Source organism: Gottfriedia sp. NPDC056225, from assembly GCF_042267765.1.
In the GTDB taxonomy this organism is placed as follows: Bacteria; Bacillota; Bacilli; order Bacillales; family Bacillaceae_G; genus Gottfriedia.
On the sequence record NZ_JBHJTJ010000023.1, the window covers coordinates 13616 to 31678 of the forward strand.

Genomic DNA, 18063 nt, shown 5'->3' on the forward strand with positions numbered 1-18063 from the left:
CCCCTAATTAAACGCTTTTCTCAGCTTGTTGATCAATAGGAACTTCAATCTTTGTGTCTCCCAACACTTTCTTCAACTCTTGCTTTAATCCATAATAGTTTTTATTTGTAAATGCCGCTATCCAAATTTCCCCATCTTGATTTTGGATCCAAATACGACGATGGTACCAATACATACCTTGAATAACACCAATCATAAAGATCGCTCCACCAAGTGCAAGTAGCCATAGTGTTAAATCTTTTCGAACAGTTAATCCAGTTGAATCTTTTGTTTCAATTCCAGCAAATGACATCTTATACTTATTTTCCCCATTTGGTTCAATATTTTGCTTAATCGCAACGAAAGCTACTTCACCTTTTGGCGTTTTTGGCGTCGTCATTTTAAATACAAATGCTGGGTTGTCTGGTTTTCTTGTTTTCGTATCAGGTTGACCATCAGAGTTAAAATAAAAATCAGGAAAATAATTTTTAAGTTCTACTTTATATCCATTTTTCAAATCATAAAATTGTTTAGGATTTTGTAAGTCAACTTTAATTGGACCTAATTTTTCTCCTGTTTGTTTATTTTGTAATGTAAATAAAAATGCACTAAACTCTCCGATTCGATAGTCTACTTGATATAGAGCAAAGTTTTGAAACTTTAAAGGTTCATTAACTTTGATACTATAATCCTTAACTTTTTTAAGTTTTGGGTCTTCCCCAGGTATTAAATTACCTTGTCTTTTATATAGCGTAACATCGGCCTGATAGTTTTTTGGAATTTTGTCATTTCCATAACGCTCAATTGCTTTTTTATAGATCTTACTTTCTTTATTTTTATCATATGTTTCCATATGAAAATCTTTTAATTTAATATAATAGTTTTGATTCGTTCCAACTACCGGTTTTAATTCACCTTCTTGAACCCATAGAGCCTTGTCCATGTACATTCCTGGAACATATCTCAACATAACCGCTATCAAAAAGATAATTAAGCCAATGTGGTTTACATATGGGCCCCAACGTGAGAAGCGACCTTTTTCAGCTAAAATATTGCCATTTTCTTCTCGGATTTTATATCCTCTTTTTTGTAACTTAACTTTAGCTTTTTCAATTTCTTCTGGAATATTATCAACTCTATTAATACCAAACATTTTTTGTCTTTTTAAAAAATTTGGATGTCTAGTAACCGTTTGTTTGTTTAGCGCTTTATAGAGTGGTAAAATTCGATCTAAACTACAAATCACAAGTGAGATCCCAATCGATGCGACTAATAACATAAACCACCAAGAGCTAAAAGTGTTATCTAATCCAATTGCATCGTAGACCTTACCAAAAATACCATATTCATCTTGATAATACGTAGTTGGATTCGCAGTAGGCGGTAGTAAATCTCGTTGCGGAAAAATAGTACCTAGTGCTGCTGCTACTAGAGTTATAATTATGATGATGACTGCCACCTTTACAGATGAGAAAAAAGTCCAAACTTTATCGATAAATGTTTGATTATTAACGATTGACCTTCTAGCAGTACCTTCATAGCGCATATCAAGTAATTCCGTTGCACCTTCATCTTGAGGTTTACCACACGATTCACATATTACAGTACCTACATGATTAAGATGACCACATTCACATTTAAAAGTCTCCATATTATTTCCCCTAACTAATGCTCACTCATCATTTTGGCAATATTTCCTTAATATAACTTTCGAAAGAGCTCGGCGTCATTTGTCCAGTTACGATTCGTTTAATGGTCCCATCAGGACTTACAAAAAATGATGTTGGTAAAGGATTTACACCATATATATTTAAAACCTCTTGATCTTTATCAATTCCAACTGGAAACTTAAGTTTATAATCGCTTACAAATCTTTCTACAGAAAATTTCGATTCATCTGCGTTCATAGCAAGTAATTCAATACCTTTGTCCTTGTATTTTAAGTAGATTTCGTTCATAAAAGGCATTTCACGCTTACATGGTTCGCACCATGTTCCCCAAAAGTTAACGATTACACCTTTTCCTTTTTCACCCGAAAGAGTATATTGTTTTCCAGAACTTAGCTCCGTCATTGCAAAGTTTGGTGCTTTACTTCCTTTTGTAATTACTTCATCATCCTTAAAGAAATTTATGTAAAAAGTATACCCAATTGCACAAAGCAAAACTAATAAGATAATTGTTCGTATTAACGTCCTATTTTTCTTCATATATACAGTTCCCCCCATATGATAGAATATCATTATTTCCTATTCTTGAATAGAATTTTGATATGTTTCAAAAAAGACTAAATTTTCAATTTTTTATACTGGATTAATCATTTTTAAGGAAAAGAAAAAACTCGGTATTTACCGAGTCAGTGTGAAGACATAAGTCCTAATATATGATATCAGACTGATTTAAACACAGTTTTGTCAAAATACCAACCATATAAGCAGTTAGCTCATAAAAGGGATGACATTCGAAAAAGAAAGTGTTATCAACAGTCTGACTCGGCATTAGCGAGGCTTAGCAGAAGCCATTGCTCTTATTTTTTTTACTTCATGAGGTGAAAGTTCTCTTGCATCACCAGGTGTTAATCCAGTTAAATCTAAAAATGCATATCGCTCACGTTTTAATTTCATAACTGGAGATCCAATAGCTTCAAGCATTCTCTTAACTTGACGGTTTCTGCCTTCATGAATGATTAGTCTTATAATTGCAGTATTTTTGCCTTTATCAAGCGAAATCATCTTAACTTGAGCAGGAGCAGTTTTCCCATCCTCAAGCATAATTCCTCTTTCTAGCTTACGTAAGTTCTCCTTAGTAGGGATCCCCTTTACTTTTGCAATATATTCTTTATCTATTTCATATTTTGGATGTTGAAGTAAATTTGAAAATTCTCCATCATTTGTTAATAAAATAATACCTGATGTATCAAAATCCAATCTACCAATTGGATAAATACGTTGTTTAATCATTGGGAAAAAGTCTGTTACAACTTTTCTACCTTTATCATCTGACACACTTGATATTACGCCTGATGGTTTATATAAAAGGAAGTAAACTGGCTCTTCTTTATCAATAGGAATCTCTTCCACTTCAACACGATCATTACCGCTCACTTTTACACCTAACTCTGTAACAACCTGACCATTTACTTTTACTTTACCTTCTTTAATTAACTCTTCTGCTTTACGACGAGAAGCAATTCCCGCCCTAGCAATAACTTTCTGTAATCTTTCCATTCGATCATTTCACCTCTTCAACCATCATACAGATTTATACAATTGAAAACAAGTAGAAAAGAAAAGGAATTAGCTTTTAAAAGGAAACGAACAAAAAAATAAAACAAAAATCTAATACTTTACTGCATTTTATCTCAGTCGATTCCACTGACCTTCTACTCATATTTTCAAAAATCTATCATATAATTTACTAGATTTGCAGAAACGAGGTAATAGAAATGAATTTAACTTTAAAACACCCTTCCGCATTTGATCGCTCTAAAATAATAACGCCAGGTAGTGTACTGATTACTAAAAAACATGAAACAATCTATATGCTTGTTTTTGAAGAAAATGAAGATGACTTCCCATATGTGCTTATTTCACTATCAGATGCTAAACTAGTCCAAAATTATGACATTATGCCAACATTAGGTGATATAGAAGATTGGATTGGTGAAATCACGTTAGTTACACAAAAAAATAAACTTTCTATTACAATTCAAGCAAATTACTAGTTTGCTGTTTAATCTATTAAAATTCCGTCAATAATATAATAAGTAAAAATGAAAAAGGAGCTTACTATATGAATTATTCCTTTAATCCTGCCATAAAATATAATTCAGTCGGTTCGTTTAAATTAGGCGATGTTTTTTTCACATCAGATAAACCTGCAAAAGCATACAAATTAATCTATGACTCTACAGAAACGAATTATCCTTACATATTACTTTGCCTCGATGATGCAATTTCAATCCAAAGCTTCGATGACATTCCAACAATTGAAGATATCGAAGAAAACATCGGATCAATCAAGTTTACTGTCCCTAAAGAAAAATTACTTCTTGTGATTAATTAACTAACAATATCCAATAAGACCGATAGATTAGTAATAAAGAAACGTCATCGATTTAGGTGACGTCTTTTCGCTGTTGAAAAAAGAACATTAATTAACAATGTTTCTAAAGATAAATGTAGCTCTATGAGGTTAATTACCTCTTTCTTTTGGGCGAGATTTGACCCTTCTTTAGTGCGCCTGCGGGTTAAAGAGAACAATAGCGACAAAAAGATTGGACTATTAATCCAAAATCAAAAGCATTTTAATGATTTTTAATAGATTTAAGCTTTTTGATCAATTTTCAATCGATGTCACTGTTATTTTATTTAATTATTGTAAGTTTCGCTCGCGTTTATTAATGATTCCTTGGCTTATTTGCAGTTTTGGCTTTTTTATTTGCAGTTTCCATCATTTTATTTGCAGTTCGGCTGTTGGCATAACAATCTTTTATCAAATTTTAAAAAAACGTCATCAATTTAGATGACGTTTTTCATATTAAGCAAATACACTCTCTAATGTTTCGTCAGATTGCTCGCTCCAATATTTCAACCATTTTTTTGCGCCTTCAAGGTCGTGAAGTTTCGCTTGGCCGCATTGAAGTTCGTTCGCAGCTGGTACTTCTTCTACTTGTAATCCTAGTTCAGCTGTTTTACGTAATAATGTGATTACTTCTGAAATTGTTGGTGTACCAGCAATAATTAAGTAAAATCCAGTTTGGCATCCCATCGGAGATAAGTCGATAATTTTAAACGGGTCTCCAGCAGGTACTGCTTCTCGGACGTTTAATGCTAATAAGTGCTCTAAAGTGTGGATTGTAGCAGGTTGTAGAGCTTGCTTATTCGGTTGGCAAAAACGAATATCATATTTTGTTACAACTCCGTCTGTTCCAACTGCATGTGTACCACAATGTCTAATATAAGGTGCTACTACTTTTGTGTGATCTAATTCAAAGCTTTCTACTGATGGCATAATCTATATCCTCCTAAATTTCTTCTCTCTATTTTTTTGTAGCTTCAACGATCCATACAAAATCATTATATTGTTCGAATTTCACATCAAACCCATTTTTTTCAAAATGAGAACGAACAACTGGAATTAATGGATAGTATTCTCTTTTTAAATCGTCTCTTAAATTGATAAAGTTTGCCTGTTCTGCTTTTGTAATTTCGTTTTTATATTCGTTTTCAGTTAAAAACATTGTATCTGCAAATACAATTTTCCCACCTGAATTTAATAATGAGCTATATATTTTAATAGCTTCATATTTTTCAAGATCAGTTAGATGATGAAATACATATGAACTAACAATTGTATCAATTTGTACTTGTGGTTTAGGAAAATCAATTAAATCTCCATCGTGAATTGTAATAGTTTCTCCTAATTTTTTTGAAGCGATAATTCTCATCTCAGGAGATGGTTCGATTGGAAATACAGTTTTCCCTGCATCAAAAAGTAATTTTGTTAAATTGCCTGTTCCTATTCCAAATTCAAGGATACTATTTCCACTTCTTTTAACAATTTCACCTAGTATTTCATCATAACGTCGAAATGCTTCTTTATATTCTGGGTCATGGCCTTGAACAAAAGAATCGTAACTATCTGCCCAACCAGTAAATACATCTAAAAACTCTCTACCCATTTATCTCACCTTTGATGTTTGAAATATTAATGCTTGTTCTAGGTCTTCAATTAAATCTTCAATATCTTCTAAACCGATTGATAATCGAATTAATTCATCAGAAATTCCTGAAGCAATTCGTTTTTCCCTTGGAATCGAAGCATGTGTCATTTTTGAAGGAATTCCTACAAGACTTTCAACTGCTCCTAAACTTTCTGCTAAAGTGAACCACTTTAACTTGCCTACAAATTCTTCTGGATCTAGACCTTCTTTTAATTCAAAAGATAACATGCCACCAAATCCACTGCTTTGTTGTTTTGCTAATTCATGATTTGGGTGAGTCGATAATCCAGGATAGAAAACTTTATTTATATTTGGATGATTCGTTAAGAAATTAACAATTGCTTCCGTATTTCTTTCATGCTCTTCCATTCTGATTCCAAGTGTTTTAATACCACGTTGTAGGATCCAGCTATCGTTTGGACCTAAAACGCCACCAATTGAGTTTTGGTAAAATGCTAATTCTTCTGCAAGGTCTTCTCTATTCGTTACAGCAAGACCCGCTACTACGTCACTATGTCCTCCAAGGTACTTAGTACCACTATGAACAACAATATCAGCACCTAATGTAAGTGGTTGTTGCCAGTATGGAGTCGCAAATGTATTATCTACAATCGTTATTAATTCATATTCATTCGCAAGTTTAGCAATTGCTTTAATATCAGTAATTTTTAATAATGGATTACTAGGTGACTCAATAAAAATCGCTTTTGTATTTGGTGATATAACATTTTCAACTAAAGCGATATTACTTGTATCAACAAATGTAGCTGTTACGCCTAAATTCGATAATACTCTAGTCAGTAAACGGTAAGTACCACCATATACATCATCTCCAACTACAATATGATCACCCGTTTTGAATAGACTAAAAACAGTATGAATTGCCGCCATTCCTGAGGCGAAAGCAAATCCTGCAACTCCGTGCTCAATGTCTTTCATTAACTCTTCAAGAGCATGTCGTGTCGGATTGCCTGTTCTGGAATATTCAAAACCTCTATGTTTGCCAACAGCATCTTGTTTATACGTACTAGTTTGATAAATTGGAACACTAACTGCACCAGTTGTTTCATCTCTACTAATTCCCCCGTGTATTAACGCCGTCTTTTTCTTCATTATTTATCCCTCGCTATATATGTTTTTACTTAAGTATCTTTCACTACTGTCTGGGAAAATCGTTACGATTGTACTCCCTGGTTTTGCTTTTTGGGCTTCCTTTAAACTTGCATATAATGCAGCTCCTGAGGAACTTCCTACTAAAAGCCCTTCTTTTATTGCTAGTTCTTTTACTAATCGAAATGCGTCCGCATCAAGAACTGTATAAATATCATCAAAAAGGTTCGTATCTACAAACCCAGGAATGAATTCCATTCCAATTCCTTCAGTATCATGTGATCCAGGTTCTCCACCGTTTAATATGGATCCTTCTGGCTCAACAATAACTGTTTTTACACCTTGTAATTTATCTTTTAAATACATAGCTGTTCCAGTAAAGGTTCCTCCACTTCCAGCACCTGCAACAAATACATCTATTTTCCCATCAAGCTGGTCAACCAGCTCTGGACCTAATGTTTTGTAATACGTTCTTGGATTCGCTTCATTACTAAATTGTGAAGGTACAAAAGAATTCGGTATTTCTTTTGAAAGTTCATTTGCTTTTTTTATAGCACCTGTCATGCCATCTTCTGTAGGTGTGTTTACAATTTTAGCACCAAGCGCTTTCATTAAAGTTTGTTTTTCTAAACTGAATTTTTCAGGAACGACGAATACAGCATTTACTCCATATTTTATAGCTGCTAATGCTAAACCAATTCCTGTATTACCAGCGGTAGGTTCAATTACTGTACCACCTTTTTCTAATTTACCTTCATTAAATGCACTTTCTAATAATTCCATTCCAAGCCGATCTTTTACACTTCCACCTGGATTACAGAATTCTAACTTTGCAAATAGTTTCGTTCCTTTTGGTAAAGGGAATGTTGTAATTTCAAGCAATGGTGTTGATCCAATCAGCTCGTGTACTGACTTTACAACTTTCATAGTTTCAAACTCCTTTATGTTACAAAAAAGGTTAGTTTCTTCCAATCCATTATATGCAACATGGGTAAAATTGAATGTTGTCTTAATACCAACTATTCTTATTGGTATTATAAGATATTAATAAGGAATGCGCAATAAAAAAGTACTTTTATCCCGTATTAATAGGAATTAAAGTACTTTTTATAGTGATTAATCTGATTCAAGTTGCCTGCTTGTTGTATTAAGAAAAAAACATTGTGACAAAAATGATCGAAAAAATAATACTAATTGCATCTGCAATTAATCCTACTTTTAAAGCATCTCCCATTTTACGAATGCCTACTGCTCCAAAATAGACTGTTAAAACATATAAAGTCGTATCTGTACTTCCTTGCATAGTCGAAGCTAACCTTCCAATAAAAGAATCCGGCCCATAGCTTTTAATTAAATCTGAAGTAATACCTAACGCAGCAGAACCTGATATTGGGCGAATAACGGCAAGTGGAAAAACTTCTGCAGGAATACCTAACGAACTTAATAATGGGCGTAAAAGTTCTACACAAAACTCTAACGCACCAGACGCTCTAAAGATCGAAATAGATACGAGCATTCCGACTAAAAACGGAATGAGTTGAACTGCAATCGTTACTCCTTCTTTTCCGCCTTCTACAAAAGATTCATAAGTAGGTACTTTTTTCCAAGTTCCATGTATTAAGATTATTGCGATAATAAATGGAATGATATAAAGAGATACCGCATTCATATATCCCATTTATTTTCTCCCCCTTCGATTTCTCCTACTTGCAAAATAGCTATTTACAGCAAGTCCCCCAATAAAAGAAACAACTTGCGCCAGTATTGTAACACCCACTATTTCAGTCGGATTTGAAGAATGATACGCCATTCGAACTCCGATTACTGTTGTAGGAATTAGTGTAATAGCACTCGTATTTAATGTTAAAAAAGTAATCATCTCATCACTTGCTTCGTTACTATTTCTATTTAATAATTTCAGTTGTTCCATTGCTTTTATACCTAGAGGTGTTGCAGCATTCCCTAAGCCAAATAAATTAGCGACCATATTGGACATAATATAACCAAGTGCTGGGTGATTTTTAGGAATTCTCGGAAATAGGAAAGATAAAAAGGGTTGAAATATTTTCGAAAAGATCTTTAATAATCCAGATTCTTCTGCTATGCGCATTAAGCCTAACCAGAAAACAAGAACACTAACTAGTCCAATTATGATGGTGATTGCTTGCTTTCCTCCATCGAATACCGCTTTATTTACTTCGTCCATTGTGCCATTGACCATAGCAAAAATAAAACCAATTATTGTAAGAGCAACCCAAATGATATTAACCATCTGAGTGCTCTCCCATTAAGCTTAATAGAACATCTTTTCCATTTTGGATAATTTCTTTCGTAAATACTTTTACTTTACTATCACTATAAAAAATATTTCGAACCCCAATTTGTTCCCCTTCTAATTCAATAATTGCTTTCCCAACAATTGCACCGTTTGCGATTTTCTTTTTCGTAGGTTTTTGCATTTCGATGGTTATTCTCACCTGATCTCTCTCTTTCTTTTCTAACGGATAAGAGAAATCATTCTTTAAATAAACATGCCCTTTGTATTTTTTATTGGTTACTTCCTTTATACCGCCTTTACTTAATACTTTTGTTAAAGGATAATGACTAAATCCATATTCAAATAACGACATATGATCTTGCCAATCTTGCCCATCATTGAGAGTAACAACAATTAAATCCATACCGTTTTTAGAAGCTGTTGATACAAGTGTTCTTCTTGCTTTTTTAGTAAATCCTGTTTTACCTCCAGTACTATACTTATACATAAAAGTGAGTAATTTATTTTTATTTTTCCATACATAGTCCCAAGATTCTGCCGTATTCGGCGCACGATGTACTTTCGTCCCAGCTATTTTTGCATATTTAGGATTTTGCATAGCGTATCTAGTTAATAACGCCATATCAAACGCAGATGAGTAATGTTCTTTTCCTTGCTGATCGAGACCCGACGGATTACTAAAATATGTATTACTCATTCCGATTTCTTTTGCTTTTTCGTTCATCATATAAATAAAACCTTCTATGCTTCCGCCGACAGCTTCTGCAATCGCATTAGCAGCATCATTCCCTGACCTAAGCATTAAGCCATACACTAAATCCTCTAACTTAATTTTTTGTCCAGGTTTTAAATAAATGGACGACCCTTCAGTTTGAACTGCTCTTGAACTAATTGTTACAGTATTTTGCATTTTACCAGACTCAACAGCTAAAAGCGCAGTCATAATTTTTGTAATACTGGCTATTCTTTCAGAGTCATGCATTTTTTTACCAAACAAGATTCGTCCAGTTTTTTGGTCCATCAAAACGGCATTTCTAGCACTAACTCCTCCAAATGCTTTAACATTATTCGTCGGAATTAGAATTCCGATTAAAAATAAGCCAATGATTCCTAATACCAGCCATTTTTTCATCTTTCGCATCAACTCCACAGTTAGTCCTAATTAGTACAAGTTTACGAATTAAACTATAAAAAAATGACTTTTTTTAAGAAAAAAAGTGCTTAAATCCGTTAAGGTATAATCCTTTAGCGAATTTAAGCACTTCATAATGTATGGCATTTAGTAAAATGGTTGCCATTTTAATTGACTAGCATAATCATATCGATAATTGACATCTGGCCAATTAACAATGTTCCAAAAATTTGTAATGTACGCATCCTTATCAAATTTATATTGTAAATAGTATGCGTGTTCCCAAACGTCTAAAACTAGTAAAGGAATTGTATCCCACTGAGTAAATAGCTGATGCTTTTCAGTTTGAAGAATTTCTAAACGATTAGCTCTTGGTGCCCAAACTAAAATGGCCCAACCAACTCCTTCTACTTTTTTAGCAGCTTGTGTAAAATGCTCTTTAAAGTCATCATAACTTCCAAAATCATCTTCAATTTGCTTTAATAGCGCTCCGTGAGGTTGCCCTCCACCTGATTTACTTAAATTATTCCAAAAAATCGTATGCAAATAATGTCCAGACCCATGAAATGCAAGCTCTCTTTCCCAATGCTTAATCAAGTCATATTGTTTATTTTTCCGGGCCTTTTCTAACTCAATCTCGGCTTTATTTAAACCATCTACATAACTTTTATGATGCTTATCATGATGTAGCATCATAATTTCTTTTGATATATACGGCTCTAGCGCATTATAAGGATAAGGTAATGGTGGAAGCTCGTGCTTACCAATTCCAACTTTTTCTTCAACATCCATTACACGATATGCGTAGCTATCGTCATACTCTTCTTCATTTAATATCGATATTAACCGTTCTTGTATATCGTCAACATCCATACTAATTTCATCTAAAAAAGTATTTTGATCTACATAATGACTCGTTGTTCCCATTCTGTTTAATAATAGCTTAATTTTATATTCTAATAATTCCTTTTCTTGAATATGGTCAAATCTTTCAGCCAGTAACTGTAATACATTTGCACACCATATTTCGACTTCCCGAAAGTAAGTGACGAGTTCAGATTGATTTAACATCATACACCTCCACCAGAGAAAATAAATTTCTCTTCTACTCTTCATTGTATGACATTAAAATTATAGCTATTACCTGTATTCATGCTATTAACATAGGTGAATCACATTTATTAGATGATTAATTTGCTTTTTCCAAAGCCGTATGATTTTCTGAATAAAACTCCATTTTTAATGAGATCACTTTTTCCAGTTCGTATACAATCATCATTAAACTGGCTCTTGTCTCAAACTCATCTCTAGATTCAGGTAAAGGCATCTTTCTGAAATCATTCATCATATGATTGAATTCACCTAATAATTCAATTCCTGTCGATTTTTCTTTTAAATAAACACCCGTGTCTTCAAAAAATTCAGCAACAATTTTTGAATGAGGATAATTTAGCTCAACTTTTTTTAATAAAGGAATAATTTGGTTGGCTATTATTTCAAATTGGCGCTCCCTCATTTCAAAATAATTAATATAGTATAAATTCGTTTTTATAAAGCTATTTTCAACTTGTCTATACGCTAATGTTTTAGCAGTATGTAATAGGGCTTTAGTTTCATTTATTAAATCATTTTGTAAATCTTCATCCTTACCCTTCATTTTTAAAGCAATCCCAAGAAGTAACATCTTAAAATTTTGTTCGATTTTCTTTTGTGATTCAATCATTTTCTTCTCAATACTTGGCATATATGTATTCATAATTAAAGCAATCGAGATCCCTACTGCCAATATTTCTACTTGATTTAATAAAAATGAAATTGATTTATCATTACCTACATAAATTTGTAAAACGATTACTGAGCTTGGAATGATTCCTTCTTGTAGTTTTAATGTCACTAATAAAGGAATCGTTAACAGAAAATAAATGACTACTGTCAATGGTGTATAACTCAAAAACTCAAACATCATCCACCCAATTAACATCGCAATAACTGAAGCAACAAATCGTTGGATCGCAACAATAAACGATCTGCGTTTTGTATTTTGAATGCTTAATAATGTAACTACAGCAGCTGTACTATAATTTTGCAGATGGAGTGTTTCGGCAACCAAGAGGGATATTCCACTACCTATTGCTGTTTTGATTGTCCTTTGTCCTATTGAATACATTTGTTTCATTTCTAATCCTCTTCTCTTACAAAAGAAATTTCAATTGTATTGTAACTTATCCTGTATGTAAATTTCTAGAAATATCCAATTTTTTTATTGTTTTAAACCAAAATGAAAAGACTAGAAATTTTTTCTAGTCTTTTGTCTTAAACATACTATTTACATTTTACTATTTTCTAATTACTGTTTGTATTGTTGCATTTGCTTTGTTGAGTAATCCGTTTCATAATACTCAAGTTCTTCACGCATTTGTTGAAAAACCTTTTCTAATGACGAAAATAAATCTTGAATGGTAGTTGGCACAGCTTTATAAAAAGTAATCGCTTGATTACCTGTGTAAGCTGCACGGCTATTTTCATACCACGCATCATTTTTAGGAGAGAAAAATTCTGCAATGCATCTGTGATAAATTTTATGTAATGTGTTTTCTGCAGTTGCTTTATGAAACTGTCCACTTAAAATTTTCTCACACACTTCCTTTGCGTCCTCACAATAAACTGTAATTCTACGTAGTGACGACAGGATTTTCTCTAAGTAGTTACTATCCACTTTTGAATCTTCATGTTGAAATGACGGTAAAGAATTCTTATTTAAAAACAAATTACATTCTAGACCAACAATACCTAATTGATTTCCTACAATTTTTAATTGATGCTCTACCATCTTATTCGACATTTTATTCCCTCCGTTAACTTAGATCGATATTTCAATTTTATTTGAATTTTGTTTCATACTTTTCGCATAGCCTACTACTTTATCAAAATCAACACCTTGTAACTCTTTTGTGAATTGATCTAATTCATTAATATATATTCGCTTTCTTCCTCGATAGTCAGGATTTTTAATAATTAATGCAAGTGCAACTATATCGCGAAAATCAACCGAAAGATTTTCATTTTCAAATAGTCTAGTTGCTTCCAACGCACTAAATTCTGACAGTTTTTCTTCGAAGAATCTTACATATAAAACAGAAGTTACAATTTTTTGACCATTATATTCATATTCAACTTCAGAGCGATTAAAAAAATCTTCTGAAGTATTTGGTTGAGCCTTTACTAATTCATACCCATGACAATTATAAATTAACAATTCTTTCACCCTCCAAGATTTCCATACTATTAGTTTAACATAGGATAAGGTAATAATTGCAGAATTTTTTAACTAATCTTCCTTTTCAAATTTACTAAAAAACAAGTCTGCTTCTGCTTCTACCTCTTCCATTTTTAAATCTTGTGGTAAAGGTGGTAATTCTTTTATATTTTTTAAACCAAAATAATCTAGAAACTCGGAAGTTGTTCCGTATAAAATTGCACGCCCTGTACCTTCAGCTCGTCCAACTTCTTTTATTAAATATTTTGAGACAAGAGTTTGGATTGGTTTTTCAGTCTTAACTCCACGAATATCTTCAATTTCTGTTCTCGTAATTGGCTGCTGGTATGCAACGATCGCTAAAGTTTCTAATGCCGCTTGTGATAACGAAGAATTCGATGGACTTTCAACTAATTTTTTGAAAAACTCACCATGCTCTCTTTTTGAAGTAAGTTTATATCGATTTGCTAAAATTCTAATCTGTAAACCTCTATTAGGTTGTTCATATTCTTTTCTTAGGGTTTCAATTAGTTCTAGAACATCTGATTGATTTAGTTCTAGTGTCTCTGATAGCTCAACGATTGATATCCCTTCATCGCCAGCTACAAATAATAAACCTTCTAAAACACCTAAAAAATTATTTTCCTGCTCCATTACAAGTACACCTCAGCTTGCTTTTCTTCAAAAACCTCCCGTGATGTTAGAAAAATTTCTGAAAAATTTTGTTCCTGTTCTACGATAATTTCTTTTGTTTTCATTAACTCCAAAACCGCTAAAAATGTTACTACAATACTTTCTTTATCATTATATGGGAAAAGACTAATGAAATTAGTTCGCTTTTTTATACCTTTTAAGAAGGTAATTATTTCATCCATTCTTTTTTCAATCGATATTTCTTCACGTACGATTTTAGTTTGTAGCGGCTCTTGTAACTTTTTACGTTTAAAAAGCTTTTGGAGCGCACCGAACATATCGTAAATCGTTACATCCGTCGGCATCACAATATCTTCTGGGCTAGGTCCGTATTCTGATAAGTCAACCGGGTTTCGGGTAAAAATCATCGCACGTTCTGATTCTTTTTCCTGAAATACAATCGCCGCTTCTTTAAATTGCTTATATATAATTAATCGATTCATTAATTCTTCTCTAGGGTCTTCTTCAAGTACCGCATCCCAATCAGCTTGTTCTTCATGATTAGGTAAAATACTCTTACTTTTCATTGCAAGTAATTCAGCAGCCATCACTAAATACTCACTTGCAATGTCCAATTCTAATTCTTTCATTGTATGAATATATGAAACATATTGATCTGTTATTTCAGATACAGGTATATCATAAATATCAATTTCAAATCGTTGAATTAAATGAAGTAATAAATCTAATGGCCCTTCAAATGCATCAATTTTAACTTCATATTGCTTCACAAACTACTCACCAACTTACATTCATAATAAAAATATATTCTTTAACAGTATAAAGTATTATTTCATAAAACTATATAGCAGAAAAGGATTTTTCGTTAATGAAGTTACATAGTTCCACAATTTTTAGATTTCTGCCTATACCAATTTCTAATAAATTTCATAAGATATCAGTGCAAGAGAATTATTTTTTTGTTAGGAGGTTATTTCATGAGTAAAGGTGCTGTTTCTCCAGAGTTCGGCGGTTTCGGCCACGGCAGAAGCTTTGCTTTAATCGTAGTATTATTTATTTTATTAATCATTGTTGGATGTGCTTTCGTCTGCTAATTTAACCCCGTGAATAAACAAAACGTGAAAGCCTAGACATTAGCTCTAGGCTTTCTTCTTTTTAAATAATTCCATTTCTGTTAAAATTTGAGTAATAAAGAGGTGAAAAACTTGGTCCATTACAATAAAAATGAACGATACATAAAATACTTATGTCATTTCCATTTTGATCATGATTTTTTTGAATGTCATGAAATTCTTGAAGAACAGTGGAAGCTTGAGCTAAATGAAGATTATAAAAAAGTATGGTTAGGTTTAATTAGATTATCCGTTGTATTATATCATTATAGAAGAAGAAACTTTACTGGTGCAAAGAAATTAATGCGTCATGTTATTGCATTTTCTAATGATGAAAATTTATTAGCAATGGCCGGACTTGACTCTATTCACTTTAATAAAATCATTTCAGAATTACAGTTAGCTATTCAAAATGAAACAGATTACACACATTTTGATCTTCCACTAAATGACCGTGAATTAATCAGGCGTTATCAAAATCAAAAAGAACATTACTCAACATTTACTGAAGAATTAATAAATAAACATTCAACTCGTGATCGATCAGATGTTATAACGGAAAGATTAAAGCAGTTGGAAATAAGAAGAAAAATTTAAAAAGGTGCTCTTAAAAAAGAGCACTTTTTTTGCTGTTTAAAAAAGACCCTGTCAATTAATCAACAAATTTCCCCTTTAAGGAAGTCGAATGTGGTTGATTTCCATTACATCAATAAAAGCATACGATAAACCACCTTAAAAACCTCATACACTGAGAGTAAAGTAGAAATTAATCCTCAGTTATTTTTTATTTTTCTAATATCGATAAATCGTCTATTTATATGCTAAAAATATTATTTCTCCTTCAAAAAATTAACATATCAATATTTTATATTCTGAAAAATATCCATAACTAAAGTTTGGTCGTATTCCACAAACAAAAAATCTAAAAAACGAAAAGATAACGGCATTATTAGAAATTTAACTTCAATTATATCTCTTAACGTTTTAACTAATGTCTATTTTATATTCCAACACAGTAAAAGGTGCTCATAAAATGAGCACCTTTTACTGTGTTGACAAAAAACTGATTTTTAGACAAGTTGCAAGCGCTTGCTTTTTAGGCGCAAAACCTTGTTAAGAACGGAATTATTATAGACGGTAATGAGTTTCTTTTTATAACACCTTTAAACTAGTGTGACAATGTTCAATAAATGAAGCTATTTCTTGTGTTGTTACAATTGTATAGTCAGTATATTGAGATCTAATAGCATCGTAAAGTGACGTTGCTATACCTTGATTTCGGAATGAAGGGTTTACACTCAAATGTTTAATCAAAATAACTTTATCTGGTAATAATTGTATTCCAATAATCCCTACAATATCGTCTAATTTCCAAAGGAACAAGTGATTATCATCATTTGTTTCATATTCTTTTATTGTATTTACTAAGATTTTTACTGTCTTCTCATTTGGCATAAACGAAAGCAGGCCCATTGCAATTTTCTCATATGTTTTCTTATACCTAATTAACATGTTAACCCCTCTTAAACATTATTAAAACTCTAAAATATCCTCTAAATCAATACATAATATATGATTGATTATCCCTCTATAGTACGACAAATACTAAAAATCGTTCCAAATATATCAATATTTCAAATATATAATTCACACATTTTTCTGTCAAGTCTCAAAACACAGGATTTAGCCACAGGAGGAATAAGTAACGGGAAAAGAATAAATGAATTTAAGAGCTCATAAAAGACTTCAATCCCTGTCTCTTAGGCTTTTGTCACCAATATTGTTTAATTGAATAAAGTAAATTTTAGTTAGAGTTTTAAAAAAGGGTGATTATTATGAGGTTGGATTTGGATTATACATCGCCAAGTATTCAATATACTTATGATTTGAATAAAAATAATGCATTTGTGAAAGACAATCAAAATTTAATCAATCAATTAAGCGTTAATGAGTTGAATTCCTTAGATAATTTATCTTTATTGGATATTTTTTTAAGTGTTAGTAATGTTGTTGAGCCACATTATCATCAAAATTCATCTGAATTAGTTTATTGTATAGCTGGGTCTGCGGTTGTTTCAATTTTGAATCCTTATACAAAACAGCTTTTAAATTTCCCAATTACGCCGGGTCAAGTTGCAAATGTTCCACAAGGCTGGTGGCACTATGAAATTGCAACTGTTGACAATACTCATTTATTAGCAATATTTAATGCACCTAGTCCTGACGTTATTTTATTTTCTGATTTACTGAAGTTAACCCCAACAAACATTGTATCGCATACTTACTGTCTAGATGAAAACCAATGGAAAACTGCAACAGAATCTTTACAACCTTCTGTATTTATAGGGCCTCCAAAAAATTGTAATCAACAAGTACAAAGCAGGCAGGGATATGGAGATCAATATAATCAGAATTACTATCATCAGCATTTTTATCAACAACGTTATTAAATTTACTGTAAATGCTGGATTAAGTAACATTAATTACTTATTAAGTTTATGCCAAAAGCCACAAGTATCATGAACTTGTGGTTTTTCAATTTCTTAGACTAGTTCTCTTTCCAAACTTTATTAGGTAAAAATTCTAACTCCTGCTATCTTGATGTAAAATTATTCCTCAAAATTATTATGTGTTTCCCTATTATTAGATTTTTTACATTTAGGGTAAAGTTTACTATTTTATTTAATTTATAGTAGCAATAGATCATCAAACCTATTATAAAAAATGGATATAATGAGCGAATCTGTGTTAAAAAATCGATCACATTGAATTTAAAAACCTCCTTATTCATAAGGGGAAGTTGTAAATTTATTTTTTTAT

At 32.1% G+C, this 18063-nt stretch carries 22 protein-coding genes; 5 read left to right on the forward strand and 17 right to left on the reverse strand.

The annotated features are described in order from the left end of the window. Window positions 1-7: 7 nt before the first annotated feature. The 3 genes from resB to rluB all read right to left on the reverse strand — a co-directional run bounded on the left by resB (window position 8) and on the right by rluB (window position 3203). Window positions 8-1630, reverse strand: a complete 1623-nt coding sequence (gene resB / locus ACFCYN_RS15240; RefSeq protein ID WP_172444090.1) for a cytochrome c biogenesis protein ResB — start codon at window positions 1628-1630, stop codon at window positions 8-10. 28 nt (window positions 1631-1658) lie between these two features. Then, a complete protein-coding gene (gene resA / locus ACFCYN_RS15245; RefSeq protein ID WP_172444089.1) occupies window positions 1659-2186 on the reverse strand; it encodes a thiol-disulfide oxidoreductase ResA in 528 nt (175 codons plus the stop codon). Window positions 2187-2474: 288 nt separating this feature from the next. Next, on the reverse strand, window positions 2475-3203 hold the full coding sequence (rluB, locus tag ACFCYN_RS15250) for a 23S rRNA pseudouridine(2605) synthase RluB (protein WP_172444088.1): 729 nt from the start codon (window positions 3201-3203) through the stop codon (window positions 2475-2477). A gap of 218 nt (window positions 3204-3421) precedes the next feature. On the opposite strand from rluB, the gene ACFCYN_RS15255 reads away from it, so the two are divergent. Together ACFCYN_RS15255 and ACFCYN_RS15260 are read left to right on the forward strand one after the other, a co-directional pair. Beyond that, on the forward strand, window positions 3422-3700 hold the full coding sequence (locus ACFCYN_RS15255; protein WP_098121004.1) for a hypothetical protein: 279 nt from the start codon (window positions 3422-3424) through the stop codon (window positions 3698-3700). A gap of 68 nt (window positions 3701-3768) precedes the next feature. Further along, window positions 3769-4041 carry a hypothetical protein gene (locus ACFCYN_RS15260; RefSeq protein WP_098121003.1) on the forward strand — a complete coding sequence of 91 codons (273 nt, stop codon included), beginning with the start codon at window positions 3769-3771 and terminating at the stop codon, window positions 4039-4041. Window positions 4042-4515: 474 nt separating this feature from the next. On the opposite strand, the gene ACFCYN_RS15265 is transcribed toward ACFCYN_RS15260, so the two are convergent. The 13 genes from ACFCYN_RS15265 to ACFCYN_RS15325 all read right to left on the reverse strand — a co-directional run bounded on the left by ACFCYN_RS15265 (window position 4516) and on the right by ACFCYN_RS15325 (window position 14901). Next, window positions 4516-4989, reverse strand: coding sequence for an S-ribosylhomocysteine lyase (locus tag ACFCYN_RS15265; protein ID WP_098121002.1), 474 nt, complete (start codon window positions 4987-4989; stop codon window positions 4516-4518). Window positions 4990-5017: 28 nt separating this feature from the next. Continuing rightward, window positions 5018-5659 (reverse strand): class I SAM-dependent DNA methyltransferase, encoded by a 642-nt coding sequence (locus ACFCYN_RS15270; RefSeq protein ID WP_098121001.1) that lies wholly within the window; start codon window positions 5657-5659, stop codon window positions 5018-5020. Next, window positions 5660-6814 (reverse strand): bifunctional cystathionine gamma-lyase/homocysteine desulfhydrase, encoded by a 1155-nt coding sequence (locus ACFCYN_RS15275; RefSeq protein WP_172444087.1) that lies wholly within the window; start codon window positions 6812-6814, stop codon window positions 5660-5662. A gap of 3 nt (window positions 6815-6817) precedes the next feature. Beyond that, window positions 6818-7738, reverse strand: coding sequence for a PLP-dependent cysteine synthase family protein (locus tag ACFCYN_RS15280; protein ID WP_172444086.1), 921 nt, complete (start codon window positions 7736-7738; stop codon window positions 6818-6820). Between the two features lie 220 nt (window positions 7739-7958). Then, window positions 7959-8489, reverse strand: coding sequence for a spore maturation protein (locus tag ACFCYN_RS15285; RefSeq protein WP_098120998.1), 531 nt, complete (start codon window positions 8487-8489; stop codon window positions 7959-7961). After that, the gene (locus tag ACFCYN_RS15290) at window positions 8490-9083 is read right to left on the reverse strand and encodes a nucleoside recognition domain-containing protein (protein WP_172444085.1); all 594 of its coding nucleotides are present in this window, start codon (window positions 9081-9083) and stop codon (window positions 8490-8492) included. After that, window positions 9076-10221 carry a serine hydrolase gene (locus ACFCYN_RS15295; protein ID WP_375950209.1) on the reverse strand — a complete coding sequence of 382 codons (1146 nt, stop codon included), beginning with the start codon at window positions 10219-10221 and terminating at the stop codon, window positions 9076-9078. Before ACFCYN_RS15295 ends, ACFCYN_RS15290 begins: the two co-directional genes overlap by 8 nt. 147 nt (window positions 10222-10368) lie before the next feature. Next, complete coding sequence (locus tag ACFCYN_RS15300; RefSeq protein ID WP_172444083.1) at window positions 10369-11292, reverse strand: superoxide dismutase; 924 nt, start codon at window positions 11290-11292, stop codon at window positions 10369-10371. 118 nt (window positions 11293-11410) lie between these two features. Continuing rightward, window positions 11411-12397 (reverse strand): aromatic acid exporter family protein, encoded by a 987-nt coding sequence (locus ACFCYN_RS15305; protein ID WP_098120994.1) that lies wholly within the window; start codon window positions 12395-12397, stop codon window positions 11411-11413. Between the two features lie 171 nt (window positions 12398-12568). Then, window positions 12569-13063 (reverse strand): DUF3907 family protein, encoded by a 495-nt coding sequence (locus tag ACFCYN_RS15310; RefSeq protein ID WP_172444082.1) that lies wholly within the window; start codon window positions 13061-13063, stop codon window positions 12569-12571. An 18-nt stretch (window positions 13064-13081) separates the two neighbouring features. Continuing rightward, window positions 13082-13477, reverse strand: a complete 396-nt coding sequence (locus ACFCYN_RS15315; RefSeq protein WP_375950212.1) for a hypothetical protein — start codon at window positions 13475-13477, stop codon at window positions 13082-13084. A 72-nt stretch (window positions 13478-13549) separates the two neighbouring features. Then, entirely contained in the window at window positions 13550-14131 is a 582-nt protein-coding gene (scpB, locus tag ACFCYN_RS15320; RefSeq protein WP_375950214.1) for an SMC-Scp complex subunit ScpB, read from the reverse strand. Next, window positions 14131-14901, reverse strand: a complete 771-nt coding sequence (locus ACFCYN_RS15325) for a segregation/condensation protein A (protein WP_172444079.1) — start codon at window positions 14899-14901, stop codon at window positions 14131-14133. Before ACFCYN_RS15325 ends, scpB begins: the two co-directional genes overlap by 1 nt. Before the next feature lie 207 nt (window positions 14902-15108). Here ACFCYN_RS15325 and ACFCYN_RS15330 point away from each other — a divergent pair, with 207 nt between their 5' ends. Both ACFCYN_RS15330 and ACFCYN_RS15335 read left to right on the forward strand, forming a co-directional pair. Then, window positions 15109-15225, forward strand: a complete 117-nt coding sequence (locus tag ACFCYN_RS15330) for a YjcZ family sporulation protein (protein WP_098120989.1) — start codon at window positions 15109-15111, stop codon at window positions 15223-15225. A 111-nt stretch (window positions 15226-15336) separates the two neighbouring features. Further along, entirely contained in the window at window positions 15337-15840 is a 504-nt protein-coding gene (locus ACFCYN_RS15335) for a DUF309 domain-containing protein (RefSeq protein ID WP_172444078.1), read from the forward strand. A 555-nt stretch (window positions 15841-16395) separates the two neighbouring features. Here ACFCYN_RS15335 and ACFCYN_RS15340 read toward each other — a convergent pair. After that, window positions 16396-16755, reverse strand: a complete 360-nt coding sequence (locus ACFCYN_RS15340) for a GNAT family N-acetyltransferase (protein ID WP_098120987.1) — start codon at window positions 16753-16755, stop codon at window positions 16396-16398. Window positions 16756-17078: 323 nt separating this feature from the next. On the opposite strand from ACFCYN_RS15340, the gene ACFCYN_RS15345 reads away from it, so the two are divergent. Beyond that, a complete protein-coding gene (locus ACFCYN_RS15345) occupies window positions 17079-17693 on the forward strand; it encodes a cupin domain-containing protein (protein ID WP_172444077.1) in 615 nt (204 codons plus the stop codon). Window positions 17694-18063: the final 370 nt, after the last annotated feature.

What these genes read in the sequence shown, in the direction of transcription:
- ACFCYN_RS15295 (WP_375950209.1), bottom strand. Translation starts at nt 10,221, where the DNA reads ATGAAAAAATGGCTGGTATTAGGAATCATTGGCTTATTTTTAATCGGA.
- rluB (WP_172444088.1), bottom strand. Translation starts at nt 3,203, where the DNA reads ATGGAAAGATTACAGAAAGTTATTGCTAGGGCGGGAATTGCTTCTCGT.
- ACFCYN_RS15305 (WP_098120994.1), bottom strand. Translation starts at nt 12,397, where the DNA reads ATGAAACAAATGTATTCAATAGGACAAAGGACAATCAAAACAGCAATA.
- ACFCYN_RS15285 (WP_098120998.1), bottom strand. Translation starts at nt 8,489, where the DNA reads ATGGGATATATGAATGCGGTATCTCTTTATATCATTCCATTTATTATC.
- ACFCYN_RS15310 (WP_172444082.1), bottom strand. Translation starts at nt 13,063, where the DNA reads ATGTCGAATAAGATGGTAGAGCATCAATTAAAAATTGTAGGAAATCAA.
- ACFCYN_RS15290 (WP_172444085.1), bottom strand. Translation starts at nt 9,083, where the DNA reads ATGGTTAATATCATTTGGGTTGCTCTTACAATAATTGGTTTTATTTTT.
- ACFCYN_RS15280 (WP_172444086.1), bottom strand. Translation starts at nt 7,738, where the DNA reads ATGAAAGTTGTAAAGTCAGTACACGAGCTGATTGGATCAACACCATTG.
- scpB (WP_375950214.1), bottom strand. Translation starts at nt 14,131, where the DNA reads ATGGAGCAGGAAAATAATTTTTTAGGTGTTTTAGAAGGTTTATTATTT.
- ACFCYN_RS15345 (WP_172444077.1), top strand. Translation starts at nt 17,079, where the DNA reads ATGAGGTTGGATTTGGATTATACATCGCCAAGTATTCAATATACTTAT.
- ACFCYN_RS15275 (WP_172444087.1), bottom strand. Translation starts at nt 6,814, where the DNA reads ATGAAGAAAAAGACGGCGTTAATACACGGGGGAATTAGTAGAGATGAA.
- ACFCYN_RS15330 (WP_098120989.1), top strand. Translation starts at nt 15,109, where the DNA reads ATGAGTAAAGGTGCTGTTTCTCCAGAGTTCGGCGGTTTCGGCCACGGC.
- ACFCYN_RS15270 (WP_098121001.1), bottom strand. Translation starts at nt 5,659, where the DNA reads ATGGGTAGAGAGTTTTTAGATGTATTTACTGGTTGGGCAGATAGTTAC.
- ACFCYN_RS15340 (WP_098120987.1), bottom strand. Translation starts at nt 16,755, where the DNA reads ATGTTAATTAGGTATAAGAAAACATATGAGAAAATTGCAATGGGCCTG.
- resB (WP_172444090.1), bottom strand. Translation starts at nt 1,630, where the DNA reads ATGGAGACTTTTAAATGTGAATGTGGTCATCTTAATCATGTAGGTACT.
- ACFCYN_RS15260 (WP_098121003.1), top strand. Translation starts at nt 3,769, where the DNA reads ATGAATTATTCCTTTAATCCTGCCATAAAATATAATTCAGTCGGTTCG.
- ACFCYN_RS15265 (WP_098121002.1), bottom strand. Translation starts at nt 4,989, where the DNA reads ATGCCATCAGTAGAAAGCTTTGAATTAGATCACACAAAAGTAGTAGCA.
- ACFCYN_RS15300 (WP_172444083.1), bottom strand. Translation starts at nt 11,292, where the DNA reads ATGTTAAATCAATCTGAACTCGTCACTTACTTTCGGGAAGTCGAAATA.
- resA (WP_172444089.1), bottom strand. Translation starts at nt 2,186, where the DNA reads ATGAAGAAAAATAGGACGTTAATACGAACAATTATCTTATTAGTTTTG.
- ACFCYN_RS15255 (WP_098121004.1), top strand. Translation starts at nt 3,422, where the DNA reads ATGAATTTAACTTTAAAACACCCTTCCGCATTTGATCGCTCTAAAATA.